This window comes from Peribacillus frigoritolerans (assembly GCF_001636405.1).
Classification (GTDB): Bacteria; Bacillota; Bacilli; order Bacillales; family DSM-1321; genus Peribacillus; species Peribacillus frigoritolerans.
Genome location: NZ_KV440950.1, coordinates 5,375,486 through 5,399,895, shown reverse-complemented (window position 1 = coordinate 5,399,895; position 24,410 = coordinate 5,375,486). Strand labels below are relative to the sequence as shown.

21 protein-coding genes and 3 pseudogenes are annotated in these 24,410 nt (G+C 36.8%); 20 read left to right on the top strand and 4 right to left on the bottom strand.

What is annotated here, in order from left to right; translation table 11 throughout:
• The first annotated feature begins 564 nt into the window (after positions 1-564).
• The 4 genes from A6755_RS25330 (at position 565) to A6755_RS25315 (ending at position 3,028) form a co-directional block, all read left to right on the top strand.
• Entirely contained in the window at positions 565-1,089 is a 525-nt protein-coding gene (locus A6755_RS25330; RefSeq protein ID WP_063592353.1) for a DUF4352 domain-containing protein, read from the top strand.
• A gap of 86 nt (positions 1,090-1,175) precedes the next feature.
• Positions 1,176-1,718 (top strand): DUF3040 domain-containing protein, encoded by a 543-nt coding sequence (locus A6755_RS25325; protein WP_063592352.1) that lies wholly within the window; start codon positions 1,176-1,178, stop codon positions 1,716-1,718.
• On the top strand, positions 1,715-2,035 hold the full coding sequence (locus tag A6755_RS25320; protein ID WP_063592351.1) for a hypothetical protein: 321 nt from the start codon (positions 1,715-1,717) through the stop codon (positions 2,033-2,035). Before A6755_RS25325 ends, A6755_RS25320 begins: the two co-directional genes overlap by 4 nt.
• A gap of 354 nt (positions 2,036-2,389) precedes the next feature.
• On the top strand, positions 2,390-3,028 hold the full coding sequence (locus A6755_RS25315; protein ID WP_063592350.1) for a hypothetical protein: 639 nt from the start codon (positions 2,390-2,392) through the stop codon (positions 3,026-3,028).
• A gap of 816 nt (positions 3,029-3,844) precedes the next feature.
• Here A6755_RS25315 and A6755_RS28420 read toward each other — a convergent pair.
• Positions 3,845-4,015: pseudogene (locus A6755_RS28420) on the bottom strand (tyrosine-type recombinase/integrase); the annotation flags it as partial.
• Positions 4,016-4,187: 172 nt separating this feature from the next.
• On the opposite strand from A6755_RS28420, the gene A6755_RS28175 reads away from it, so the two are divergent.
• The 8 genes and pseudogenes from A6755_RS28175 (at position 4,188) to A6755_RS25280 (ending at position 15,511) form a co-directional block, all read left to right on the top strand.
• A complete protein-coding gene (locus A6755_RS28175) occupies positions 4,188-4,295 on the top strand; it encodes a topoisomerase C-terminal repeat-containing protein (protein ID WP_347876805.1) in 108 nt (35 codons plus the stop codon).
• Between the two features lie 1,250 nt (positions 4,296-5,545).
• Positions 5,546-5,641, top strand: a pseudogene (locus A6755_RS28415) (zinc-ribbon domain-containing protein); the annotation flags it as partial.
• A gap of 339 nt (positions 5,642-5,980) precedes the next feature.
• Positions 5,981-6,868 carry a histidine kinase dimerization/phospho-acceptor domain-containing protein gene (locus A6755_RS25300; protein WP_244889719.1) on the top strand — a complete coding sequence of 296 codons (888 nt, stop codon included), beginning with the start codon at positions 5,981-5,983 and terminating at the stop codon, positions 6,866-6,868.
• Positions 6,869-6,879: 11 nt separating this feature from the next.
• Positions 6,880-7,185, top strand: a complete 306-nt coding sequence (locus tag A6755_RS27845) for a sensor histidine kinase (protein ID WP_244889718.1) — start codon at positions 6,880-6,882, stop codon at positions 7,183-7,185.
• On the top strand, positions 7,182-7,817 hold the full coding sequence (locus tag A6755_RS25295; protein ID WP_063592347.1) for a response regulator: 636 nt from the start codon (positions 7,182-7,184) through the stop codon (positions 7,815-7,817). Before A6755_RS27845 ends, A6755_RS25295 begins: the two co-directional genes overlap by 4 nt.
• A gap of 404 nt (positions 7,818-8,221) precedes the next feature.
• On the top strand, positions 8,222-9,553 hold the full coding sequence (locus A6755_RS25290; protein WP_063592346.1) for a peptide MFS transporter: 1,332 nt from the start codon (positions 8,222-8,224) through the stop codon (positions 9,551-9,553).
• Between the two features lie 721 nt (positions 9,554-10,274).
• Positions 10,275-10,982: an SH3 domain-containing protein gene (locus tag A6755_RS25285; RefSeq protein WP_063592345.1), complete on the top strand. Its 708-nt coding sequence runs from the start codon at positions 10,275-10,277 to the stop codon at positions 10,980-10,982.
• Positions 10,983-14,371: 3,389 nt separating this feature from the next.
• A complete protein-coding gene (locus A6755_RS25280) occupies positions 14,372-15,511 on the top strand; it encodes a phage tail protein (RefSeq protein WP_063592344.1) in 1,140 nt (379 codons plus the stop codon).
• A gap of 659 nt (positions 15,512-16,170) precedes the next feature.
• Here A6755_RS25280 and A6755_RS28410 read toward each other — a convergent pair.
• Positions 16,171-16,521, bottom strand: a complete 351-nt coding sequence (locus A6755_RS28410) for a polysaccharide pyruvyl transferase family protein (protein ID WP_084738124.1) — start codon at positions 16,519-16,521, stop codon at positions 16,171-16,173.
• Between the two features lie 680 nt (positions 16,522-17,201).
• Here A6755_RS28410 and nikA point away from each other — a divergent pair.
• The 8 genes from nikA (at position 17,202) to A6755_RS25245 (ending at position 23,416) form a co-directional block, all read left to right on the top strand.
• Positions 17,202-18,827: a nickel ABC transporter substrate-binding protein gene (gene nikA / locus A6755_RS25275; RefSeq protein WP_063592343.1), complete on the top strand. Its 1,626-nt coding sequence runs from the start codon at positions 17,202-17,204 to the stop codon at positions 18,825-18,827.
• 17 nt (positions 18,828-18,844) lie between these two features.
• Positions 18,845-19,789 carry a nickel ABC transporter permease subunit NikB gene (nikB, locus tag A6755_RS25270; RefSeq protein ID WP_063592342.1) on the top strand — a complete coding sequence of 315 codons (945 nt, stop codon included), beginning with the start codon at positions 18,845-18,847 and terminating at the stop codon, positions 19,787-19,789.
• On the top strand, positions 19,786-20,616 hold the full coding sequence (gene nikC / locus A6755_RS25265) for a nickel ABC transporter permease subunit NikC (protein ID WP_063592341.1): 831 nt from the start codon (positions 19,786-19,788) through the stop codon (positions 20,614-20,616). The genes nikB and nikC overlap by 4 nt, the downstream gene beginning before the upstream one ends.
• An 18-nt stretch (positions 20,617-20,634) precedes the next feature.
• Positions 20,635-21,462, top strand: coding sequence for a nickel import ATP-binding protein NikD (nikD, locus tag A6755_RS25260; RefSeq protein ID WP_063592340.1), 828 nt, complete (start codon positions 20,635-20,637; stop codon positions 21,460-21,462).
• 33 nt (positions 21,463-21,495) lie between these two features.
• On the top strand, positions 21,496-22,317 hold the full coding sequence (gene nikE / locus A6755_RS25255; protein WP_063592339.1) for a nickel import ATP-binding protein NikE: 822 nt from the start codon (positions 21,496-21,498) through the stop codon (positions 22,315-22,317).
• A gap of 139 nt (positions 22,318-22,456) precedes the next feature.
• Positions 22,457-22,585, top strand: a complete 129-nt coding sequence (locus A6755_RS28060; protein WP_283249157.1) for a hypothetical protein — start codon at positions 22,457-22,459, stop codon at positions 22,583-22,585.
• Positions 22,586-22,689: 104 nt separating this feature from the next.
• Positions 22,690-23,181 carry a DUF2975 domain-containing protein gene (locus A6755_RS25250; protein ID WP_034306308.1) on the top strand — a complete coding sequence of 164 codons (492 nt, stop codon included), beginning with the start codon at positions 22,690-22,692 and terminating at the stop codon, positions 23,179-23,181.
• Positions 23,182-23,191: 10 nt separating this feature from the next.
• A complete protein-coding gene (locus tag A6755_RS25245) occupies positions 23,192-23,416 on the top strand; it encodes a helix-turn-helix domain-containing protein (RefSeq protein ID WP_057276524.1) in 225 nt (74 codons plus the stop codon).
• Between the two features lie 210 nt (positions 23,417-23,626).
• On the opposite strand, the gene A6755_RS25240 is transcribed toward A6755_RS25245, so the two are convergent.
• Positions 23,627-24,166, bottom strand: a complete 540-nt coding sequence (locus A6755_RS25240; RefSeq protein ID WP_063592338.1) for a VanZ family protein — start codon at positions 24,164-24,166, stop codon at positions 23,627-23,629.
• A 91-nt stretch (positions 24,167-24,257) separates the two neighbouring features.
• Positions 24,258-24,338 (bottom strand): annotated as a pseudogene (locus A6755_RS26455) (carboxypeptidase); the annotation flags it as partial.
• Positions 24,339-24,410: the final 72 nt, after the last annotated feature.

Here is a 24,410-nt window from a genome sequence, read left to right as displayed (position 1 = left end):
TAGAGGCAGCAACTCAGTAATAATAATTAAAGGATGATTTTCTAATAACTCTTTCAACTTCCCCACACCGCCATACCAACTTTAAGTGATTCATTACTCATATTCGCCATTTGTTCTCTCCCATCCCATTCCGTTTTATAATTTACACACTTACACAATTATTTGCACATAAAAAAGCCTGATTTTTAGGATTATCAACTAGATAATTGTAAGAAACAATCAGAAGCATCGGTTTAACAAATGGGAAATATCTTACAATATCTCTCTCTTCATCAAGTTTTAAAGTGATTGTATATTGTAAATTACGAAACCTATAATGTGAAATTCGGTCTATATTCATCCCCCGTATATCATCAAGAACAATAGACAAGAATTCAAAAAATTCTTCCTTATCATCTCCTATAACTCATCTACCAATTGTGGGGAATTAAACATAAATTTGTCTTTAAATAAAAAATCTTTAAATAAGTGTAAATAGATATAAAAAAGTATTTCAAATACATGTTATATACGTTACATTAGTAATGGACTAAAAATCACATAATTAAATGGGGGCAAAACAAAATGAAAAAATTTGCTAAAATCTTAGGTCTATCTGCATTAACGATCGGTGTTCTAACAGCTTGTGGAGAATCAGAAGTGAAAGAAGTCGACGGCGGAGCTAAAGAAGAAACGAAGAAAGAAGAAGCACCGAAAAAAGAATCGTATAAAGTGGGAGATACCGTTTCTGTTGACGGAATGGAAGTTACCATCAAATCAGCGAAATTTGTAAATCCAGCGGAATATTCACCTTCAGAAAAAGGAAAGATTATTCAAATTGAAGTGACAGCAAAAAATAATTCGTCTGCTAATGGATTCATCGACAATACAGAATTCACGATTTCTGATAAAGAAGGAAACATGCTTGAAGAGTATTATGGATTCGATACATCTTTCAGCGGTGAAGTGAAAAAAGGAAAACAACTTACCGGTAAAATCGCATTTGACGTATCAGAATCAGAAAGCTATGAAATCTTTTACGAACCTTCTTTCACTTTGAAAGAAAACGCAGAAATTAAATTCGACTTACCAAAATCAGAATTAGAATAATAACTGGTATAGTCGTCGAAATCAACCAATTCACATATGTGGGGGATATTTTCCCCCCTTTTTAGTCCTCAATGGAGGTAGGTTTTATGAAAAATTTATCTTGTTTTTTCCTTTTCGCACTAATTTTATTCTTTCATATCCCTGTAAGTGCAGAAAGTTACGAAGTGGAAGACATCCAATCGGAAATCGACCAATTAAGAGCGGCAATGGAACAATATTCCCAACAATACGAAGATGAATGTAAGTCTTCTGATGAATATGGGGTAGAGTGTGCTTCTCTTGTAGGAACAATTAAAGGAACAGCCAATAGAATCCGCACATTAGAAAATTTATTGTGGGAAAAGCAATCCATCATAGAAGAACAAGAAGCAGAAAAAGAAACCATTTTAGAAGAGAAAGAAATGGAAGAACTGCAAGAAATCGAACAAGAACTAAGAGATGAAAATAGTCGAATTGAAGAAGACAAAAGAAAAGAACGTGTACAAATCGCAAAAGAAGAACGAGAAGAAAAGCGATTATATAAATTAATTGCCGTTATTTTTGGTTGTCTTCTCATTCTGACTGTCATTTTCGCTCTCATTCTAAAGAACACAAAAAATATTAAACAACATGGAGGAAAACAACAATGAAAGTATGGGTAGCAGTATTATCAATATTAGGTGGATTATCAGGTATCGTCAGTGGATTTATCGTAACAGCATTTGGAGCAGGATTCGGAGAGGACGAAATGGCAAGTAGCGGCGCCAATGTATTTTGGATTTCAGCACTCGCCATCTTTATCGGATTCTTAGCCTGGAAATTTAAAAAAATCAGCGGATTACTTCTTATCATCATCGCTTGTTACGGATTCGTAGCCAATGGATTATTCTTCACGATTGCTTTTATCTTCTTAATTTTAGCAGGAATCTTATCTTTCCGTATTCCAACTGTAAAAAAAGAAGCGTAATAACATACCATAACATCTAAGAAGAGAGAGCAAATCATCAGAAGAAAGCGTTAAAAATTACGGGAATCAGCATTATGCGTAACTAAATAGTTACGCTATTTTTTTACACACAACATTTGGAAGGATTTAACTGTATGACAGAAAAAAAGATGTGTACGTACTGCGCTAATTGGTACGATTTTTCTGTAATGAGGCCATTGTATGAACAAGGCAATACCCATATTGATTACTATTGTGAGAGATGTGTACAGGCTGTTAAAAAGAATCTGATAAACCTTCCATACCGATCATTATTCACATGGGGCAATAAGGGGAGCGAGAAAGAGTAGAAGATAAGGTCTAGGGGGATTGGTTATGAAGAAGATGCTAAGTGTAGTATTCTTGTCGGTTGGATTATTGTCAGCCTGTCAAAGTGATTCTTCTGAAGCAGGTACAGAAGTTGAACTAAAAAAAGAAGAAAAACAGGAAATAATGAAAGAAGTAAAACAGGAGTATGAGTTCAAAGATATTGAGAAGATGGATAAAGAGAAATCTTTTGAAGAAGCCTTCGATAATTATTTTGGTCATGATAGGCATTTCACTGCTTATGCTTATGGTGATGAAAAGGAAGAGATTATATTTGGTGGACCAATCAAAGAACTCGATATGAATGAAACCTCCTCCTATTATGATAGGGAAGTGCAGATTTATATTCAAATGAAAATAGGTGTGGATACTCGTGTAGAAATGATAGATTTCCTTCATTATCTGAAATATAGTGGATTGTTGGAAGTGGAAGAACCGATAGAGAATGATTCAAATGGAGATGCGTTCCCGATTAGAATGCTTGTCTATCCTCCGACTAAGCCTGGAATGAATACACCAGAAGCATATCAAGAGTGGACAATCAATAATAAGAAAGTCGAAGCTATGGATTTCAGCGATAAGTTAGATATCTTACGATTCATTAGTCAGTATGGAGAGTTTGAAGGTGTGAATCCGACAGTTCAATAAAATTAGGGGCGGATATTAAATGGTGAAAACAAATTTTTGGGCACCATGATTCAAGAATTAGTGGACTTGACCTAACGACATAATTACGTTGACTATATCAGACAGTGCTACACGCAGGAGCAAATCAAGTAAAACGAAAATTCCTAAATTTAAAAGGATGACTAAAAGAGTACTACATACAGAGTTTGGCGAAATGATGGGAAATCTTACGATAGGCATGCTCTTTGTATTCCCAGTAATAACCTTGCTAACTATGTCATTTCCTAAAGTAGTCTTTTCAATCGTTGGATTAATATTTCTGGGTACATGGTTATCTTCGCAGAGTATTAGATCCGCTTTAATCATTTTGGGAATATGTTTGGCTCCAGTGTTATTAGGATTCGTGTCCATTGGCTTTTTTATGGCTATATTCGGCTAGAAAGTTTTGCCGTAAACACACAAAGACATCACTTTTGTGTCGTGGCCAATTTAAAAGTTTTAACTTATTCAATAAGAGTAACACGGTAACATCGGAGTAAAATAAAAGCCCACCAACAAAGGCAGGCACGATTTAAAATGGGGGTAACACAAGGGTAACATAGTCTTTTTAAAAGCCATTATCTAGAGTTAAAGACGTTACAGAACGAATCCTTCAAAAACGTTTGTATACCGTGCATTAATTAACTTATATTTACTTTAGTTAAACATGTTACAAGATGAAGGACTTATGGGCGGCATGATGTAATCATTCGCTAAAACCCTTAATGGAGGGGTTTAACGAGGATTCAGAATGAGCTCACCTAACATGTGAATATCAATTTTAAAGAAAAAGGCCTCTCACAGTTTACTGTGGGAGGCCTTTTTTTCCATGTTGTCAGTCATATGAGCATAGATATTCATCGTTGTTTGAATATCTGTATGTCCTAATCGTTGTTGAATTTCTTTCAACCCCACCCCTGTTTCGATCAGTAAGGATGTGGGTATGCCTGAATGTAACGTAATTTCCTTCACTTCCCTTAGGTATTGTACACTAAGTGTTTTTCTTATATTGCCCGCTAGCATAACAATTTGAATACCTAATGAATGCCCGTTGATGTAAAAAAGAGAATATCAGTTTCAGACGTTCCTTCTATGGATGCTCGGAATATGCAAATGGGTGTAAATAGACCTTTCCTTCTCAATGCTCGGAAAGAAAGTGACCGAAAACCATGTGAAAGATTTATGTACCAAGAAGAAAACAAGTGTGATCAAGGGGATGAAACCGAAGGCAAAAGAAAAAAGCCTTTGATGCTTCTCTTGTTTTGAAGATGATGGATCAAATGGATTTGAATTTGCTAAAAAAACATTTGCTAAATCCAAACAAAACTAAACTAAACTAAAATCCCCATCACAATTGATAGGTTTCGGTAATTAAAGGATAATTTAACATATGGTGGATAAAAAATTTAAACTGTGTATTTACATTTGATAAAGGGAGAGTAATATTAATATAAGATGTTGGTAATAAATCTGGTTTTATCAGAGAAACAAACGAAATCTTTTGTATAACGAAATAAGAGAGTGAGAAATTGCTATGATTTTAAAGAGAAAAATATTAACTGCTATTCTTAGTAGTTTGTTATTTGCACTTATCTTTTCAGTACTTGGTGGCTTTGAAGTGAACCGATTTTTTAATTTATATTTAAATTTATATTATTTAAACTTTATGTTTGTAATTACGTACGGAGTTATTGCTTCCTTTTTTAGTGACTGGCTAAGTAGGAAGATTTCTAAAATAACTTGTACCCGTGAAATTACCTCCTTCTTAATTCATTGTTGCTGCGGAGCAGTATTACTAGTCTATGGTATTGGTTCTGCTATCTTATTCTTTATTATTGATCGTTTATTAGGCAGGATGAAGTTTGGATGGCTGTCAGTAATCATAGCATTATTTATCGTAATACTAGTATTTATAATTATGATTAATAGGTAGGCAAAATTAGCGAATTGAATTTAACTGTTACTTAATAATATGGCATCCTACTCTAATCAATCAGATTCCAATAAGTAAGTTATAGAAGAGAGTGTGAAGGATTTTATCGGAGGCATTAATCAAAGAAAATTAGTGTTCTTTCTTGGCTCTGGCGCTAACTTGGCAGCATTCCCATAATAAGTGAATTAAAAAAGGAAGAGTTTGTGAAGAAATAAACTTAAACAATCGGGAGCGTTTGTTTAATAAGGGTCCTTACATATTAGATATATCTAATATGTAAGGACCCTTATTTTATCTATATTATTTTTATTTTAGTCTTGATAACTTAATATCAGGATAATCTTCGTATTCATAAATAATTGTGGTTTCATATTCCTTTTTTCTTCTGGAATTTCTTCAGACAAAGTAAAATCACCTTCACTATTTTATTTGATTATATATATTCTAAGAAAGAGGGAATGCGGAGCAAGCCTGCCTTTGTATAATTTCTAAAAAATAAATGTAAAAGGCGGCAAGCTTATTTTACAAACTCTCATTTTAATGTTTGGTGATTATGTAAAAAGCGCAGTCACGAATGGAATGCACAAATATACAATAGAAATGGTAATCGTAGTGGATGTCCCAATTGTTATGAGAACAAACTTAAAAATAAGCAATTTTAAATAAACTCGCTTTCTGGACTCTCTTATCCACTAGGGACATATTGATAGACCCTGTACAACCATTATGTATTGGATAAGTCTCATTCCTCCATTATTTCCATAAAATCACGAAAACTCAAGTTGTACTGCAGGCACCACCTTACTGTGAGGATAGTAATTTTTAGAGTTTACTTGCAAGATGTTCGAGCATTAGAACCCATTTTTTTATAATTTTCATAATAATGATGAATTGCGTATAATGAGAATGGAAGGGTATACATACATTTAAATCAATACGAAATGAAAGAATGGTCATCATTCTATTCTAGAAGCAAATAATCGATTAAAGGTGAAATGATTATGATAGCTAGTCTTATGAGGTCTTGGACAATATGGATAAAAATTGGAGTAATTTTATTCGGGGTATTCTTACTGTCGTGGTTGGGTCCTGACGAAATTGGCCTTACTGATTTGCTTATTTCTTTAAGAGAAGGTGAAGAAACGGGAAATAAGCTAATGCTTGCCGTTTTTTTGTTAATTTCTTTAAATACAGTTTTAGCTTTGTTTCATTATATTGGTGCACTGCTGTTGGGAGACGAAATCGGTGCTCGTTTAAACCGTCCATGGTTAAAAATCGTCATTCCTCTTATTGTTATTCCTCTCGATTATATCGTGATAAATGCTTATTATTCTTTAACATACTCATTTAGCGCATATGCTTTGTTATTGTTGTTAGCCATCTTATTATTGCAAGCCTTTGAAAAGGATAGACTAAAGCCAATTATTAAAACGATTATTTGTTCTCAATTAATCTTTGGGATTGAATGGCTGAATGAGATTCCTGCTTTATCCCAATTTGGATTTGGCCAAGGATCGATTTCAAAGGAATTAAAAGATATAGCGGTTCAAATTGGATTTGAGCAATCTTTAACATTGTACAGTTTAACTTTGTGCTTAATTTTTGTTATTAATGCTGTTATTTTAGCTGTGTATTTTTCTTTATCTGAACAAAGATGGCGGATAAAGCAAGAGCTTCATTATGCGCAGTTAGAAGCAATGCAGTCAAGATCAGGACGAGAAGCACTATATCTGGTCCATGATTTAAAAACGCCTCTCACAGCAATTGAGGGGCTGAATTCTTTAATTAGTATGAAAGTGGACGATTCTAAAATTAAGGAATATTGTCAAAGGATTTCAGCATCGATTCATTCCGTTAGCGACATGATTTCCGAAATAAAATCCGAATGACAAGGGCATTGGTGAATTTAATTGACAATGCTTACGATGCAGTGAATGGAGTGGGAGATGGAAAGATTTTGCTTAAAGTAAAAACCTATGAAAATGAACTTTGGTTGGGCGTATCAGATAACGGGAAAGGGATTTCACCTAAAGAGCAGGTGGAAATATGGAAAGCTGGGTTCAGTACGAAATCGCATCCAGGGATGGGATTAGCTTTCGTACGACAAGTTGCTGAAGGGCATGGTGCATCTGTGGAAATTGACAGCAAGCTTGGGCACGGGACAATAATTTGGATTAAACTAGCTGAGGGGAGTGTGTCAATATGAACATTTTAGTCATTGATGATGATGCATCAATTCAATACATGCTAAGTGAAATTTGTGAATTTGCCGGCTGGAATGCAGATACGGCTAACAACGGAAAAGAAGGGTTGAATGTGTTTGTAGAAAAAGGAGCGGATGTTGTTTTAGTTGATTATCATATGCCGGAAATGGACGGAATAAAAACAGTGGGTGAGCTTCGTAAACTTAATGCCGATGTTCCGATTCTTGTATTAACAGTCGATGAACGACAGGAAATTGCTGATCGCTTTCTTGAAGCAGGCGCAACGGATTTTGCGTTAAAGCCTGTAAAAGCTCCTGATTTGATTTCAAGAATTCAACTGCATGCCCGCCTAGCAAAATTAACCCAATCAGCTCCGCAGCAAAAATCCAGTGAAGAGAAGGGTGTATTTGTAACAAAGGGAATTAGTAAGAGAACACTTCGTCACGTTAGTGATTTTCTACATTCTAATCGTGAGCCTTTTTCTGTTGATACAATTTCTAAAGAAGTTGGATTGGCTTATCCGACCGTCTATCGCTATATTATGCATTTACTTGATGAAGGAAAAGTGGAAACTATTGTGAGTTATCAAAAAATAGGAAGACCCAAAAATTTATATCAATGGATTGTTGACTAAGAAACTGCCTTAATACTAGGCAGTTTTTTATTATGATGGGGGGTCTCCGTTGCTGGGCAGACCGTTAATGCAACAAGACTTTTTTTCTTTTTTTTCTGTATTTTTATATTTTCTGATAATATAAAATTATTTTACAACACTAAAGATTCTTTAAAATGTAAATACCTTCATTGAATGTCTTCAAGTTAAATGAATGAATTTATAATTTTATGCCCATGTAGATTTTGCTATCAGATTCTTTTTGCACCAGAGCGAAGATTAAAAATGAAAACGCTTACTGATGGTGGGTTGGATGGAATGAGTGGCCATCATCGTACCATTCAATTGTCTATTAAAATAAAGACCATGCAATTATTTTGTGAATGTAACGATTGATGGTTAACCATATTGAGGAGGACTTTATTATGCAAGCACTATTAAAAGAAGAAGTTCAGCAGCCAAACCAGTCCAGGAAAAAGCATCCTCCAGGATTGTATATGCTGTTCGCTACTGAGGCATGGGAGCGCTTCAGCTATTACGGAATGAGGGCAATCCTTGTTCTTTACTTAACGGCAACGGTTGTAAACGGCGGGCTTGGAGTCGACAAATCTGCGGCTATGGGCATATACGGATTCTTTACTGGTGCCGTTTATATTACGCCAATGATTGGCGGATACTTGACTGACCGTTTCATAGGCAGAAGATTGGCGATCACGATTGGCGGTATTTTAATGGCGCTGGGTAACTTTTTGCTATTCGCAAGTCAGAGTTTGACAGCGCTTTACATTGGTCTTGGTTTATTGATTATCGGTAATGGTTTCTTCAAGCCAAATATCTCGACAATTGTTGGTGATCTTTATGAAGACAACGACCCGCGTCGTGATGGGGCTTTCACCATCTTCTATATGGGTATTAACGTTGGGGCTTTCTTCGCACCGTTAGTGGTTGGGCTTATGAGCTATAAATATGGGTTCTTGACAGCTGCAATTGGCATGATTGTAGGACAGTTAGTTTTCAACTTATTAGGCAATCGCTATTTAGGTGATATCGGTAAAGAACCTACTGGCAAACCGGATGTTACAGCTGGTAAAAAATCAGCTGCACCGTTAACGAAAAGAGAACAAAAACGTACAACGGCAATCGTGATTTTGGCAGTATTCGTCATTGCTTTCTGGGCCGCTTTCGAGCAGGCAGGAAGTTCATTGACATTGTATGCCAATGACCAAATTGATCGGAATGTATTTGGCTTTGAGGTTCCAACTGCCTGGTTCCAATCATTGAACCCTTTATTCATCGTGATTTTAGCGCCAATTATGTCTGCTTTATGGTACAAGCTTGGCAGCTCAAAACGCGGTGACTTAAAAACCCCAACGAAGATGGCTCTTGGTTTAGTCACTGTTGGTTTAGGTTTCTTAGTATTGCTTCCTGCCGTTATGTACACAGGAAACGATACAGCGCTGAAAGTGAACATCCTGTTCATGATTGTAACGTATTTCCTTCATACATTAGCCGAACTAATGATTTCACCAGTTGGTTTGTCAATGGTAAGCAAAATTGCTCCAATCAAGCTAGCCTCTCTTCTAATGGGAGTATGGCTGGCAAGTTCCGCAGTGGCCAATATGGTAGCCGGACAATTAGCTGCATATACGCAGTCTTTAGGTTACCTGGAAATCTTCAGTGTGATTGGTTTTGTAACAATTGGTTTAGGTATTGTATTGTTGTTTCTTTCGAAGCCAGTCGCAAAGCTGATGAAATAATGAAAGAATAAGCTGACCCAAAAGGCATATAATGTGCCATTTGGGTCGAGCTTTTTTTAGTGGGAAAATAATAGAATCGGTCCAAACTGGTGTAAGAGGAGTCTCCACAACGACCCAAACCAGAAAGGAACGATTCTCTGAAGTTTTATTTCTGTGTGCTTAATCTTATTGTGTTTTAGCATTTTCACGAGTCTTTCATCAATTTGAATGGTACGGAACATAAGTAAACAAAAGCAAATCAATGGGAAGTTCTTATAGAACCAGAAAAAGCTATATTAGATGAGAAACAATAATAAACATTTAGGTGGATTAATGGACTTGGTTTCAATAATCGACCAGCCACTTTTAGTAGAAAAGCACTCAGAGCTGGTTATGTAAAAGAGCCTATGAATTAGGATGAATTCACTCCACTTAAGTGATTATATGAAATTTGTACGAGTGGTAACTTGCAACAAAAAAGGGGATTCTTGAGGATAAGGCTGGCCAGTTTTCCTAAGGCACGGGAAAAGGCGCCACGCCCAACCAGATGTAATAGGTGGAGGCTATGCAAGAGAAGGAAGGTAAGTGAATTGGTGATCTAATCCTATATGGAAACAGAAGAAAGGAAAAGCGAATCTTATCGCTATCCCTAACGACTTCTGGATAGGCTATACTTATCTAGACAGAAAATTTAAGGTCGGGTAGACTACAGATACAACTAGTTATAGAAAAGAGGTCCGATATGCGACGCGATATACAACTGAATGAACGAGCTTTCTCTTCCAAGGAAGTGGCAGAAGAAGTGGGGATTGCAACTCCCACTGTTCGAAAGTATGGTCAAATCTTAGAGCGGAATGGATATGAGTTTTTGAAAGATGGAGATCGGCGTATCTTTGTTAAATCTGACATCGGAGCGCTTATAGCGCTACGCGATACGGACAAGCCCCTAGACGATACAGCTAAAGACCTTGTGTATCAACAAAAAGAAAGATTAGAAGGATCCAATGAAACACACATAGCGATACCCGATACATATGAAAATTCACCCCACGACCCCAATCAATTAAACGAGGTCTTAATGTTTTTAGCCAATGAACTTGCAGCTACACGTGAAATGAATGTCCAACTGACAAACGATATGTCACAGCTTAAAACAAAGGTTTCCCGGCTCCAGCAAGATCATCATGTTATAAGTTCTAGTATTGGAAATTCAGCGCAAAGAACTAATACTAAAATTGAACAATTAACTGAACAACAAAATACCCATTACGAAACATTGCTGGAACAAGAAAAACAAAAAAGTGAACTCTTACAAAAAGAAATACAAAATATGCGGGACGAACAGAAAAAAGAATGGAGTTCACAAAATGAATTTAATAAACGTTTAGAAGAGGCTATACAAAAACGTTCCGAAAAATGGCGGGGACTTTTCTCCATATTCAGAAAATGAGGGATGACTGTTAAGGTTTTTTGCCTAGCTCTGTATTGATTTGTTATTGATGAAGAAACATTTGATAGATTGAGAAAAGCATTGTAATGCGAATCCAAAAAACTTAAAAAAATTCATAGTGCCATATATGATTCGCGTAGCTGAAAAACAGAATGAAGAAAGAATATTTAACTTTACAGGTTTGGCACCTGTTATGTAAGAGCTCGGCGATTCCAATGTATCGGACGTTCTACCAAAGGCAAGCGAAGGCTCAATTGAAATTCATTGGAGATTTGTTTAAGCGATATGCATCTAAAACAAAATGCACAATTTGAAGCAAGAAATAAAGGCATGTTTGATAAAAAGGGAGTTGAAAACATGCATTCAAAAACAAGAGTCATTCTTACTAGAGGTGCTCCAGACAGGGATTGATCGGCTCCTTTTTTGTGTGTTGCGTATCGCTGGGCGATATAACTTGCAAATAAATTCGAATCTTTAGGTTTATTAGAAAAGTGAGTGACGTTTAATGCAAACATGATATACATCCGAATGAACGAGTATTCTTTGTATTCTTTTCTAAGGAAGTGGCAGAAGAAGTGGGGATGCATACCCACTGTTCAAAAGTATGGTCAAAACTTAGAACGAAACGGATATGAGTTTTTAAGATGGTGGTTACCTATCTTTATACAATCTGACATCGAAGCGCACATAGCGTTATACGATACGTGATAAGGGAATGTCCCTGGATGGTACAGCTAAAGATCTTATGTATCTATTAAAAGATAGATTAGAAGTAACCGATGAAACAGAGATAGCGATACCCGGTATAAAGACAACTTAACCCATAATTTCAAACAAATAAATGAGATTTTAAATGTTTTAACCAATAAACTTGCAGCTACCCTTGAAATGAACGTCCACTGACAAACGATATGTCTCAGCTTAAAACAACGGTTTCTCAGCTCCGGCAAGATCCATGTCCTCAATAGTGTTTTTCAAGAAAGGGGCTAATCGGTTCTTTTTTTGTTTCGTATCGGTGTGCGATATAACATGAAAATATGTCCACAGATTCTTCATCTTTAAATAGAAAGGAAAGTCCTATATGCAACAGGATTTACTTCGGAATGAATGAGCATCCTCTTCAAAAGAAGTGGAAATGTAAAATCAATGCTCGAAAGTATGTCTAAAACTTAGAGCGAAATGAATAACCATTATTACAATGTGGGAATTTACACACCTGCTTTTAATCCGACATCGAAACGCTTAAAGCGATACGCTATACGGGGAACCCCCTAAACGATAGAGTTAAAGGCCCTTGTATCAAGAAAAAGAAAGATTAGAAGGAACCAATGAAACAGAGATAGCGATACCCGATACATATGACAATTTATCCCATGCTCTCATTCAATTAAAAGAGAGCTGAATTTTTAACCAATATACTCGCAGCTACGGGTGAAATGAACATTTAACTGACAAACGATATGTCATAGCTTAAAACTGAACAACAAAAAAACATTAAGAAACATTACTTCAATAAGAAAAAGGTTTCATTACTTTTTTTTAGTCTCTTTGACTATATTGAGATGTTAAATAACACCGAGGCAATCAAATCAATAGTAGAAATTCCTTTGTTCCAACTATTCAGAATCACTATTTTTCAAATTTCAACAATTTCCTGAGAAATAACTACAAATTCTGAGTAGATATCGACAAAATGAGAGGGTTCTAAAAGATGTAGTAAAACATTGGTGAAAATTTTCAGATAGGAAGCGTGGTTGATTGAGTTAAAAATTTGATTGAAAACGTTTATGGGTATTGAGTGTGGGGAAGTAGACGAACTATATCTCTTTTGAATGAAAGCGTATGTGTCTTTAGAAGAACACACTTTTCAGGACTAAAGAAATTTTCAACCAATACACTCGCAGCTACGCGTGAGGTGAACATTTAACTGACAAACGATATGTCATAATTTAAAACTAAACAAAAAAACCATTAAGAAACATTACTTCAAAATAAGAAAAAGGTTTCTTAATGGTTTTTTTAGAATCTTTTACGATATTGAGGTGTTAATAACAATTTAAACCGAGGCAATCAAATCAATAGTAGAAATTCTTTTGTTCTAACTATTCAGAATCACTATTTTCAAATTTCAACAATTTCCCGAGAAATAACTACAAATTCTGAGTAAATATCGACAAAATTAGAAGCTTCTAAAAGATGTAGTGAAACATTGGTGGAAATTATGACTAATTGAGTTTTTTTAACAAGGAAATCAGATAGGAAGCTTGGTTGATTGAGTTAAAAACTGATTGAAAACGTTTATGGGGTATTGAGTATGGAGAAGTAGACGAATTATTTCTCTTTTGAATGAAAGTGTATGTGCTTGGGAAGAACACACCTTTCAGGATTAAAGAAATATAAAGGGGTGAATGAGGGACAACCTACGATAGTATTGAAGGCAGCTAAATTGCCGCGAGTAGCAACCTGTGCTAGCTCAAACAACACAAAAAGACCTATAAAAGCAAGTCAAAGAAAACAAGGCTAATGCCGAAGACAAAAGGAGGTCCCAAGGCAAGGGATACAAATGTCTCGTAGGGAAGCCAAGACAAAGCAGGTAAACAATGATAGCGTTTTTTATAGGTGAATGGGAGCCATCACTAAAATAAGGAAGGCAGCCAGATCCCCGCGAGTAGCAACCCATGCTAGTTGACAAGTACTATGCAATCTCTAATTGGTCTAGAAAATCAACTATATAAAAACGTTACAAGCATAGCATCTTAAACAGGTGCTTTTTTTATGTGCATACTTAATAAACGCTCCTTTTAAAAGGAGTGCGTTCTAGTTATGCAATTTCAGAGTGATAATTATCTGGTAATTTTCTAAAATCTACATACTAAAGACATCTAAACCTTGTTGGGTCAAAGTAAAAGAAACAATTGCCCAATTTTCTAATTTAACACGATATGTAGCGCCTTGGGTAACACCATTCCAGTTAGTGCTGTAGTGCCATCAGACACTAATTTCCTTAACAACTTAGTTAGAGATAAAAGTTTCGATGTAATAGTATCCAATATGGTTATTCAAGTTCTTGAAAAAAAAATAAGAAATGTATCGTCAATCAGTAGATGCAGGCTGTTTTATATTTTCTATTTTACATCCTTAGTTTGTTATATCAGAAAGTGGTTGGGAGAAAACAAGAGACGGTAAAAAGGTGCAGTGGAACGTGATGTCTGTACGGCCGAAACGATGCTGAATTTCCATTACTCCTACACCCTCTTATGGTGGTGGGTGTCTCCATGTGTTCATACTGTACAATATTCAATCTGTTTATTTCACCAAAAAGTCCAGCTCTAAAGGTGTTACCTAGCATAAAATATAGTAAAATTCATTGCTTTCAGGAGAGGGTAACATTGACAAACTATGAACGAATTCCGAGTGGCGTTATCGTAATGTGGAGCGGATCCATTAAGAATATTCCAAAAGGATGGTTGTTATGTGATGGAACGAAAGGAACGCCAGATTTGAGGGAGCGCTTTGTTTTGGGAACAGCTAAAAATTCGGAAATTGGCGATAGGGGTGGACATAAAAGAATAAAACTGGACAAATCCCAACTTGCTCCCCATAGTCATACTGGAAACACGGCTGAGGCTGGAGACCACACACATATGGGTACGACGGATGTGGGTGGAGACCACACGCATACGGGAACAACGAATGTGGCTGGAGACCACACACATATGGGAACAACGGATGTGGGTGGAGACCACACGCATACGGGAACAACGAATGTAGCTGGAAACCATACGCATACGGGAACAACGAATGTAGCCGGGGACCACACGCATACGGGAACAACGAATGTAGCTGGAGACCACACGCATATGGGAACAACGAATGTAGCTGGAGACCATACGCATACGGGAACAACAAATGTAACTGGAGACCATACGCATACGGGAACAACGAATGTAGCTGGAAGCCACACACATACCGGTATGACAAATCCTTCTGGAATACATTCACACCAATACGTTGATCGTGGCGACACAACCACTAATAAACCGGCAGGCGGGAATCAAGCAGCGGCCAATAACACTTCCGGCATTTATACCACATCTCCAGCAGGGGAACATACCCACAACTTTACGACATCTGAGGCTGGAGCCCATAGCCACGACTTTACGACATCTGAGGCTGGAGCCCATAGCCACGACTTTACGACATCTGAGGCTGGAGCTCATAGCCACGACTTTACGACATCAGAGGCTGGAGCTCATAGCCACGATTTCACGACATCAGAAGCGGGGGCCCATAGCCATGACTTTACGACATCAGAGGCTGGAGCCCATAGCCACGACTTCACGACATCAGAAGCGGGAGCCCATAGCCATGATTTTACGACATCAGAAGCGGGAGTCCATAGCCACGACTTTACGACATCAGAAGCTGGAGCCCATAGCCATGATTTTAGGACAAACTTGGCAGGTAGCGGAAAGTCAATTAATATAATGAATCCGTACTATAAACTGGCGTTTATTATGAAAAAATAGGCAGCTAAGGTCTAGTGGCTTCTTTCTTTTGAGCCGCATTTTCGCCTGCCATGAGAATCAGGTAGGTATTTTCTCCGAATGAATGTTATTATTGTGATTCCGAGAATTAAGGAATTTTATCCATTAATCATAATAAATAAGGCTATGTATTAATATATTTCTAATTTCTTCATTCTCAAATACAGAAGAACGAAAAAATATGGCTAAATTTCTGATCATTATGGAGACGGATAAGAAAAAGTGTCCTATGGTCATAACATGCTCATAACCTTTTTTCTTCTTTTTTAAAGTATAATGAAAAGGAGAAAACCCTTTTCATATCATCTATATATATATGCCTTATTGAATGGGCGACACATGTGAATATCTTTAAAGTTGAAGGCCTCCCAGTTTACCGTGGGAGGCCATTTCTTATTTGGCAATTTCAACGAAAAGTGGGATGGAGGAGAACATCAACTCCTAGAATCATTCCAAGTAAAAGGGACTGATAGAAGTTGGATTAATTTGGAGTTTGGGTATTAAAATCTAAAAGTTAGTCTACTGTGAAATTATTTTTTATAGGTTCAATTATTAAGGGACTGAATTGTTCCTTTCTATTTTTGTATTGTTCGATTATCTTTTCATTATTCAGTTCAATTTCCCGGATCCCTTCCATAATATCAAGAGCTAGTTGTATCGGAATCGGTTGAAACGACTAAATTCTCCAGCCCAAGGGACTGAAACAAATCAAATACTTTAAATCTGTATCCGAGGGCGATACAGGGGACATTTCCTGCTAAGGAAAGGATATTAGCGTGAAGTTTAAAGTTAATGCTCAAACTGCAAACAGAGAGTTTTTCAATAAGCTCTTCCTCTGAGTATAAAGATGGATCATAAGTCACATTCAAGGGGTCATTCAATTTATCGTAAAGTCGTTTGGAGGCCTCCCGGTCACTGCCCCAGACGTACAATAAAATTTTATAACCCGACTTTATTAATTTTTTGGATACTTGAAGAAGCGCATTTTCAATAGCAGCTTCTTGGGAATGTCCGAAAGCTTTAAGTCTTTACAGGCTCTCAGGAAAATCATGCAGATGTTTGCCTTTGTCCATGCTATTCAGTAATGGAAAACGGAGTGCAGCTGTAAACAGTCCACACTCCACTTCGTCTGGATCGCCAAACCAAATGAACAATGGCGCTATACAAAAAAATGAGAAAATGTCAGGTGATACATTCCCAGTCCTTTAACACCATATATGTTCGGCATTCTCAGCAAGAGCGTTTGGGACATTCACAAATCTATACAACGATTAATGTCCACCTTCCGATGTCTTCTATGCACAAATAATTATATTAGAATAATATTATCAGCTTTATCCTCTTATAAGGTTAAGAGGATTGCAACTGATGATTGTGTTATCAAAAAACAGGTGAATGATAATTATTTCTTCACGACGGAATGTTATTTATTTTGGTCAAGTTCCTTACTTTCACGAACAATACCGGTTTTAAAAGGGGTCGAACGTGTGAATATTCGGAGTAGCATCATCATTCATGGCTGAAAAGAATATTGGGGGTCTAGTTATCTACATATGATTTCTTATAAACATAATTATATTTTTTGAGAGTTTCGACATTATATTGACAATAATATAGTTACTCATTACAATTGAAAATAATTCTCAATATGGTACAGGGGGCACCAATGGTTATGTCAAAACGAAGAAACAGCAAAAAAGTGTTATTTATATCGGCAATCGTTTTAATTCTATCAACGCTTTTACTTGGATGTACAAATGAATCAAAAGAAAATTCAACTTCAAACAAAGACAATAAAGACATGCTTACTTTGGCTTGGCCGAGGGATATAGGTGAAATGAATCCGCATGTCTATAATCCTTCTCAATTATTCGCTACATCAATGATATATGAACCTTTGGTCAGCTACCAAGATGGAGGTAAGCTGAAACCGCATTTAGCTGAATCTTGGGAAATTTCCAAGGATGGGAAGGAATATACGTTCAACCTCCGTCAAGATGTGAAATTTTCTGACGGTACAAGCTTTAATGCTGAAATTGTGAAAAAGAACTTTGATACTATATTGAAAAATGTTGATTTGCATAGTTGGTTGGGCTTTATTACGAAAGTGGATCAAACGGAAGTAATTGACCAAAATACATTTAAACTAACATTAAAGGAGCCATATTATCCTACTATTCAAGAGTTAGCCGTTGTTCGTCCAGTCCGATTCTTAGGTGATGCTGGATTCCCTAAAGATGGTGACACTTCTAAAGGTGTTACAAAACCAGTCGGTACAGGCCCATGGATTTTGGAAGAATATAAAGCAGATGAATATGCTATTTTCAAACGCAATGAAAATTATTGGGGTGAACTCCCTAAAGTTAAGAAAATTAAAGTCAAGGTCATTCCTGATGCGGAAACCCGTGTTCTTGCTTTTGAAAAAGGTGACCTGGACCTAATTTATGGTGAAGGTGCTATCAGTCTGGATGCTTTCAAACAATTAGAAACAACAGGTAACTATGAGACTAGTATTTCTGATCCGGTTGCGACAAGACAACTAGTTATGAATACGAAGAAAGAACAACTTTCAGATTTACGTGTTCGTCAAGCGTTACAATATGGATTTAATAAAAAAGCAATGGTTGACGGAGTTACTTCTGGGTTGGAAGAGAAGGCAGATTTCATTTTACCGACAAACTTCCCGTATACTTCAGACATTGATGTAACAGCGATTGATTATAATGTTGAAAAAGCAAAAGCTTTATTAGATGAAGCGGGATGGAAGCTTCCAAAAGGAAAAAACGTTCGTGAGAAAGACGGAAAGCCGCTTGAAATCGAGTTAATGTACGACTCTGCAGAATCTATTCAAAAAGCAATGGCCGAAACGTTACAATCTGAGTGGGCGGCACTAGGTGTTAAATTGAATATCGTTGGAGTAGAGCTTACGGTACAAATTGAAAGATTCAAAGCTAATGATTTTGAATTGAATTTCTTTAGTAACTATGGCGCTCCATATGATCCACATACTTTCGTAAATGTCGTTGGTTCAGAAGGATTCGGTTTTAACGAAGCCATTTCATCTTATCCGAACAGAGATGAGTTGTTAAAACAAATTGCAGATGTTCCTGGAACAACAGATGAAAAAGAACGTCAAGAACTTTACTCAACCATTTTGGAATCACTGCAAGACCAAGGAGCGATTGTGCCCATTTCTTATATTAAGAAAATAGCTGTTTACCAAAAAGATGTATCTGATTTTACATTCCCTGCTAACCGGGATGAACATCCATTCACAGGAATTAGCATCGAGAAGTAAGTTACAGGAGGGTTTTCATGGGCACGTATATCTTGAAACGAATTATGGCCATTATTCCCATCTTTCTCTTGGCCACTCTTCTTACGTTTGGAATGATTCACCTTTCACCAGTGGACCCAGCTGAGGCATATTTATCTGCAGCACATATCCAATCTACAGATGAGATATTGGCTCAGAAAAGACATGAGTTTGGCTTAGATCAACCCCTCCATGTTCAATATGTAAATTCTATTATTAAGATATGCCAATTTGATTTTGGCATATCTTATCTTTCGAATAAACCTGTTTGGGAAGAGGTAACCTATCGAATGCCAGCGACCATTCAGTTAGCTTTAGGGAGCATCATATTAGCTATCCTGGTCAGTGTCCCTCTTGGATTTTTGGCAGGCATAAAGAAAAACAGTGTTATTGACCATTTTAGTCGCCTTCTCTCTTTTTTCGGGGCGTCCATCCCTTCTTTTTGGCTTGGTTATTTATTGATTTTTTTCTTTTCTGTTAAACTCGACCTATTTCCTGTCGAAGGAATCGGGACTTGGCAACATCTGGTTCTTCCTTCCGTTACTTTAGCTTTGCCATTAATAGCTTTGTATACTCGACTATTACGTGCTAGCGTTCTTGAAAATTTGCAGGAACCTTATGTCCTTTTTGCTCGCACAAGAGGGATTCATGAAAAAGTCATTATGGGAAAACATGTATTGAGAATAGCCATATCCCCCATGATTACTGGACTGGGGATGAATTTAGGAAAGCTGCTGACTGGAACCATTATCGTCGAAGCGGTCTTTTCCTGGCCAGGATTCGGTCGTTATTTCATTGAAGCTATTTTTAATCGGGATGTTCCTGTCATTCAATGCTATGTGCTTTTAGCTGCGGGACTATTCATTTTTAGCAATTTGATTGTTGATCTAATCCAAATGTGTATCGACCCACGCATCTCCAGAAAAGGAGGGCAACGTCAATGATAACAAGTCTTCGTATTATGATGAGAAGTCAGAAAGTGATTGTCCTTTGTTCAATAATATTAAGCTTCCTATTTATCATCACCATCTTGGCTCCTTGGATTGCACCTAATGATCCTATTGCTGTCAATTTAGCTAATAAACTACAGCCATCTTCCTTTGAGTATCCATTGGGAACGGATCATTTAGGAAGATGTACGTTATCACGCATCTTATATGGAGCTCGCATTTCGTTAGGATTTGCTACATTAATCTTTATTTCATCTTTAGGCATCGGTTTGATTATCGGAACCATTGCTGGTTATAAAGGCGGATGGGTGGACCAGGTGCTAATGAGACTGTGTGATGGCGTTATGGCATTTCCGAACCTTTTGCTCATTCTTGGACTTGTTGGCATATTGGGACCTGGCCTTAAACAGGTCATCATAGCATTGATGCTTGTGCAATGGGTGTATTATGCGAGAATTTTCCGAGGAATGGTACTTAGTCTAAAAGAACAAAACTATATAGCGGCAGCTAAAATAAGCGGTTCTTCGCAATGGAAGATAATAAAGAAACATATTGTTCCAAATGTTCTTCCTCCGCTCGCTGTTATGGGTACATTAGAAATGGGTTGGGCCATCATGGATATATCGGCCATGTCGTTTCTAGGTTTGGGCGTGCAACCTCCTACACCAGAATGGGGAGCAATGATTCATGAAGGGAAAACCTATATTCGGACGAATCCAGAATTAATGCTATATCCAGGTTTGATGATTATGCTTGTTGTCGTCACCTTCAATTTATTAGGCGAAGCGCTATCAGAACGTTTTGGAGTCAAACGTCGTTAATAAAAAGGAATGAGAAGATTGAGAACAGAACGGTCGAATGTATTAACAGTGAGCGATCTACATGTACAAGTACAAACAAAGGATGGTGCTTCCACCCTCGTTCAGGACATTAATTTCGAACTGGAAAAAGGGAAGGTATTGGGTCTTGTTGGGGAAAGTGGGAGTGGCAAAACCGTTACGAGTATGTCCATTCTACAGCTTCTTGATCGGAAAACAACGACAATCAAAGGAAGCATTACCCTTCAAGGACGAGAATTAAATGGTTTGGACGATAAAGAAATACGTGGAATTCGCGGCAAGGATATTGGCTTTATTATGCAAAATCCAATGAATTCATTTACGCCTGTTTTTACAATTGGCAATCAATTTGTCGAAACGATTAGGTCTCATACCGCATTGAATAAAAAACAAGCAAAAGAGCTTGCCATCGAAGCGATGCAAAATGTAAACCTGCCAAATCCCGCGAAAGTATTAAAAAGCTATCCTTTTCAACTGAGTGGAGGTATGCTTCAACGCGTGATGATTGCGATGGCTGCATGTATACAGCCATCCGTTATTATTGCTGATGAGCCGACGACTGCACTCGACGTACATAACCAATTACAGGTACTTCGCCACTTGGATAAAATCCGTTCTGAATATGGAACATCCATTTTACTCATTTCTCATGATCTTGGCGTCATTTCTGAAATGGCAGATGATGTAGTCGTTATGCAACATGGCAGAATTGTAGAAACAGCAAATGTGTATGAACTATTTGATAATCCGCAGCATGAATATACAAAGAAACTGCTAAATGCCCGCCTTAGCATTAAACATGAAGAGCCTATCACCCATATGTTGTGATATATGGACTGCATTTTTTTGAGGGGTGAACAAATGAGTTTATTACAAGTAAAAGCAGTAACTCATAGCTATAATTCTCATACGTTTTTAAAATGGAAAGAGCCTTCTAAAAAAGTACTCACTGACATTTCCCTCTCCATTGACGAAGGAACATGCTTAGGGCTGCTTGGCACGAGTGGAGCTGGAAAAAGTACATTAGGAAAAGTGATCCTTGGCTTAGAACGTCCACAGCAAGGACAGGTTCTGTTTCAAGGGCATGATATCTATACTGCTGATAAGCTTACTCGACAAAAGATACGCCGAGATCTACAGGTCGTCTTTCAGGATTCATATTCAGCTGTCAATCCACGAATGACCGCCGAAAGTATTGTAGGCGAGCCATTGGAAAACTATGAAAAACTAACCGTAACCGAACAAAAAAGAACGGTTATTGAGTTATTGGAAAGAGTGGGCCTAAGTGAAAAGGATTTAAAAAAATACCCACACCAATTTAGCGGTGGACAATTGCAAAGAATTAATATTGCTAGAGCAATCTCTCTTAAGCCACTGTTAATCGTCTTGGATGAATCCGTGAGCAGTCTGGATATGGTTAATCAAACACTGATTTTAGAATTATTAAGTGAGTTGAAAAAAGACTTCGGCTTATCTTATCTTTTTATTACACATGATATTAAAGCGGCTTATTCAATCTCTGATACTTTGGGTGTACTGGAAAAAGGGGAATTAATCGAGCATTACAATTCAAAAGATCAGTTTTTTTCGTCAGAACATCCTGTCGTTGAACAGATGAGAAGTTCTATACTCGCTGAGCATCCGCGTTATCGTTCTCTTCCAATGAGGATTAACAAGTCCTAGTTTAGAATATAATTTGAACGCCGCGGTTTCCGTTTAAAAATCGAGGTCCTTGTTTATCTCATATTTGAGGAGTTGCAATAGCATACATTATACTGGTTATTCGTTTTTTACGATTTAGCGATGTGGGCGTTTCATTATTATGACTAACGTTGAATATCTTGCTGCCATCTGGCAGCTTCTTTTGTTTATGCAACTAAAGGGGAAGTTGGTTGCACAAGCTATCGAGCGTTTCTCTGGAATGGGGAATGCTTTTATTTTTGTCTTATAAATGTTTAAACAATAATAATATAATTAGATACAATAATACTTTATTGTAAAACGATAAAAAACGTGTTAAATTCAAATTGACAATAATTAAATGAGGTGCTTTTCATGAAACGAAGTTCAACACTCTTTTTAAAGGTAGCTGTTATTTTTATCGGCATTCCGGTTCTTGCTTTGTGTCTATTTTTGTTGCCTCAGATAGCGAATGAAGCAAATGAAGCAGCAGAAAGAGGTTCAGATTTGGCTTATGTGGTATATGGCCTATTAATGGTTATGTATGTGTCGGCAATCCCATTTTACTTCGCTTTGTATCAATCGTTTAACCTATTAAGCTATATTGACAAGAACCAAGCTTTCTCGGAATTATCTGTAAGAGCGCTAAAGAAAATCAAAAAATGTGCCATCACAATCAGTGGCTTGTATGTGGTGGCCCTGCCATTCGTCTTTATCCTAGCGGAAGTGGATGACGCACCGGGTCTCGGACTAATCGGAATGGTCATGATTTTTGCCCCCATGGTGATTGCTGTCTTTGCGGCTGTCCTTCAAAGACTTTTACAAGAAGCCATCGATATAAAATCAGAGAATGACTTAATAGTCTGAGGTGAATAACATGGCAATAATAATCAATATTGATGTGATGCTGGCTAAAAGGAAAATGAGCGTAACGGAACTTTCGGAAAGGGTTGGAATAACGATGGCTAACCTTTCTATATTGAAAAATGGAAAGGCAAAAGCGATTCGACTATCAACGTTAGAAGCGATTTGTAAGGCTTTGGACTGTCAGCCGGGAGATCTTTTGGAATACAAAAGTGAAGAGGGAACTCAAGGAGAATAGATCATTCAGGTAGGCTGCTGCGGCGGCCTTTTCTTCAACTATCGGGTCAGATTGTTTTCTGTTTTTAGAAATGGAATTTAAAAAAGCCATCCAAAATAGGTGGCTTGTGATATTTGTCATTCTTGTTTTATAAAATAAAGAACCTGCTGTATCAAGTCATTGATGATGTACCCTCTGTTAATTTTCATGAAACAGCAATTCTCCAATTACTTAGGAAACTTTATAAATAATAACGCCACTAATCCTGAGATATATTAATAACAGCAATAATGCAACAATGCATATCGTTCCGATTGAAGCTAAAACATTAAGGATTTTAGTAGCTTTAGTACTGAACAGCTTACAAAATACACTATAAACTCCAACTCCAATAATTCCACCTAATGTATTTCCCATAAAGTCAGTTATATCGCTAGCACCTATAGCAAAGATGAATTGCATTCCTTCAAATAGCAAACTAACTCCTGCTATTACTGTAATCCTTTTCAAGAAAGACCAATTTGATTTTAGCATACTGATATAAATTCCAAATGGGATAAATGCAAGTACATTATAGATTATTTCATTAAAATCTATTTGGTTATTAACATTAGCTGAACCAGCAAAAGGGATTAAGTTGATTTCCCTAAAATCCGGCAAGCCTTGGAATGAAAATTGCATTTTAAAGACTATAATCCATGTTAATGCAAATAAATATACGGCCAACAAGCCAGCAGTTATTTTTTTTTGATTGTTTTTTGATTTTTCCATATAAATCCCCAATTCCTAATTCACTTTCAAATTCATAACCTATGCTTTAACCTACTTTACACTATGCTATCATCACCGGAAATTTTTCAGATTGATCCTCTACTTTATCTTGGGATATCGGTAATATCTTAAAAATAAAATTAAAAACCAATAAAAATCCCCACTTTTTCATTTTTATTCTCCTCCATAAAGTAACTTGTATATAGGATAGGAAAAACTTTTAAAATAAAAAGTGGGGTAAATA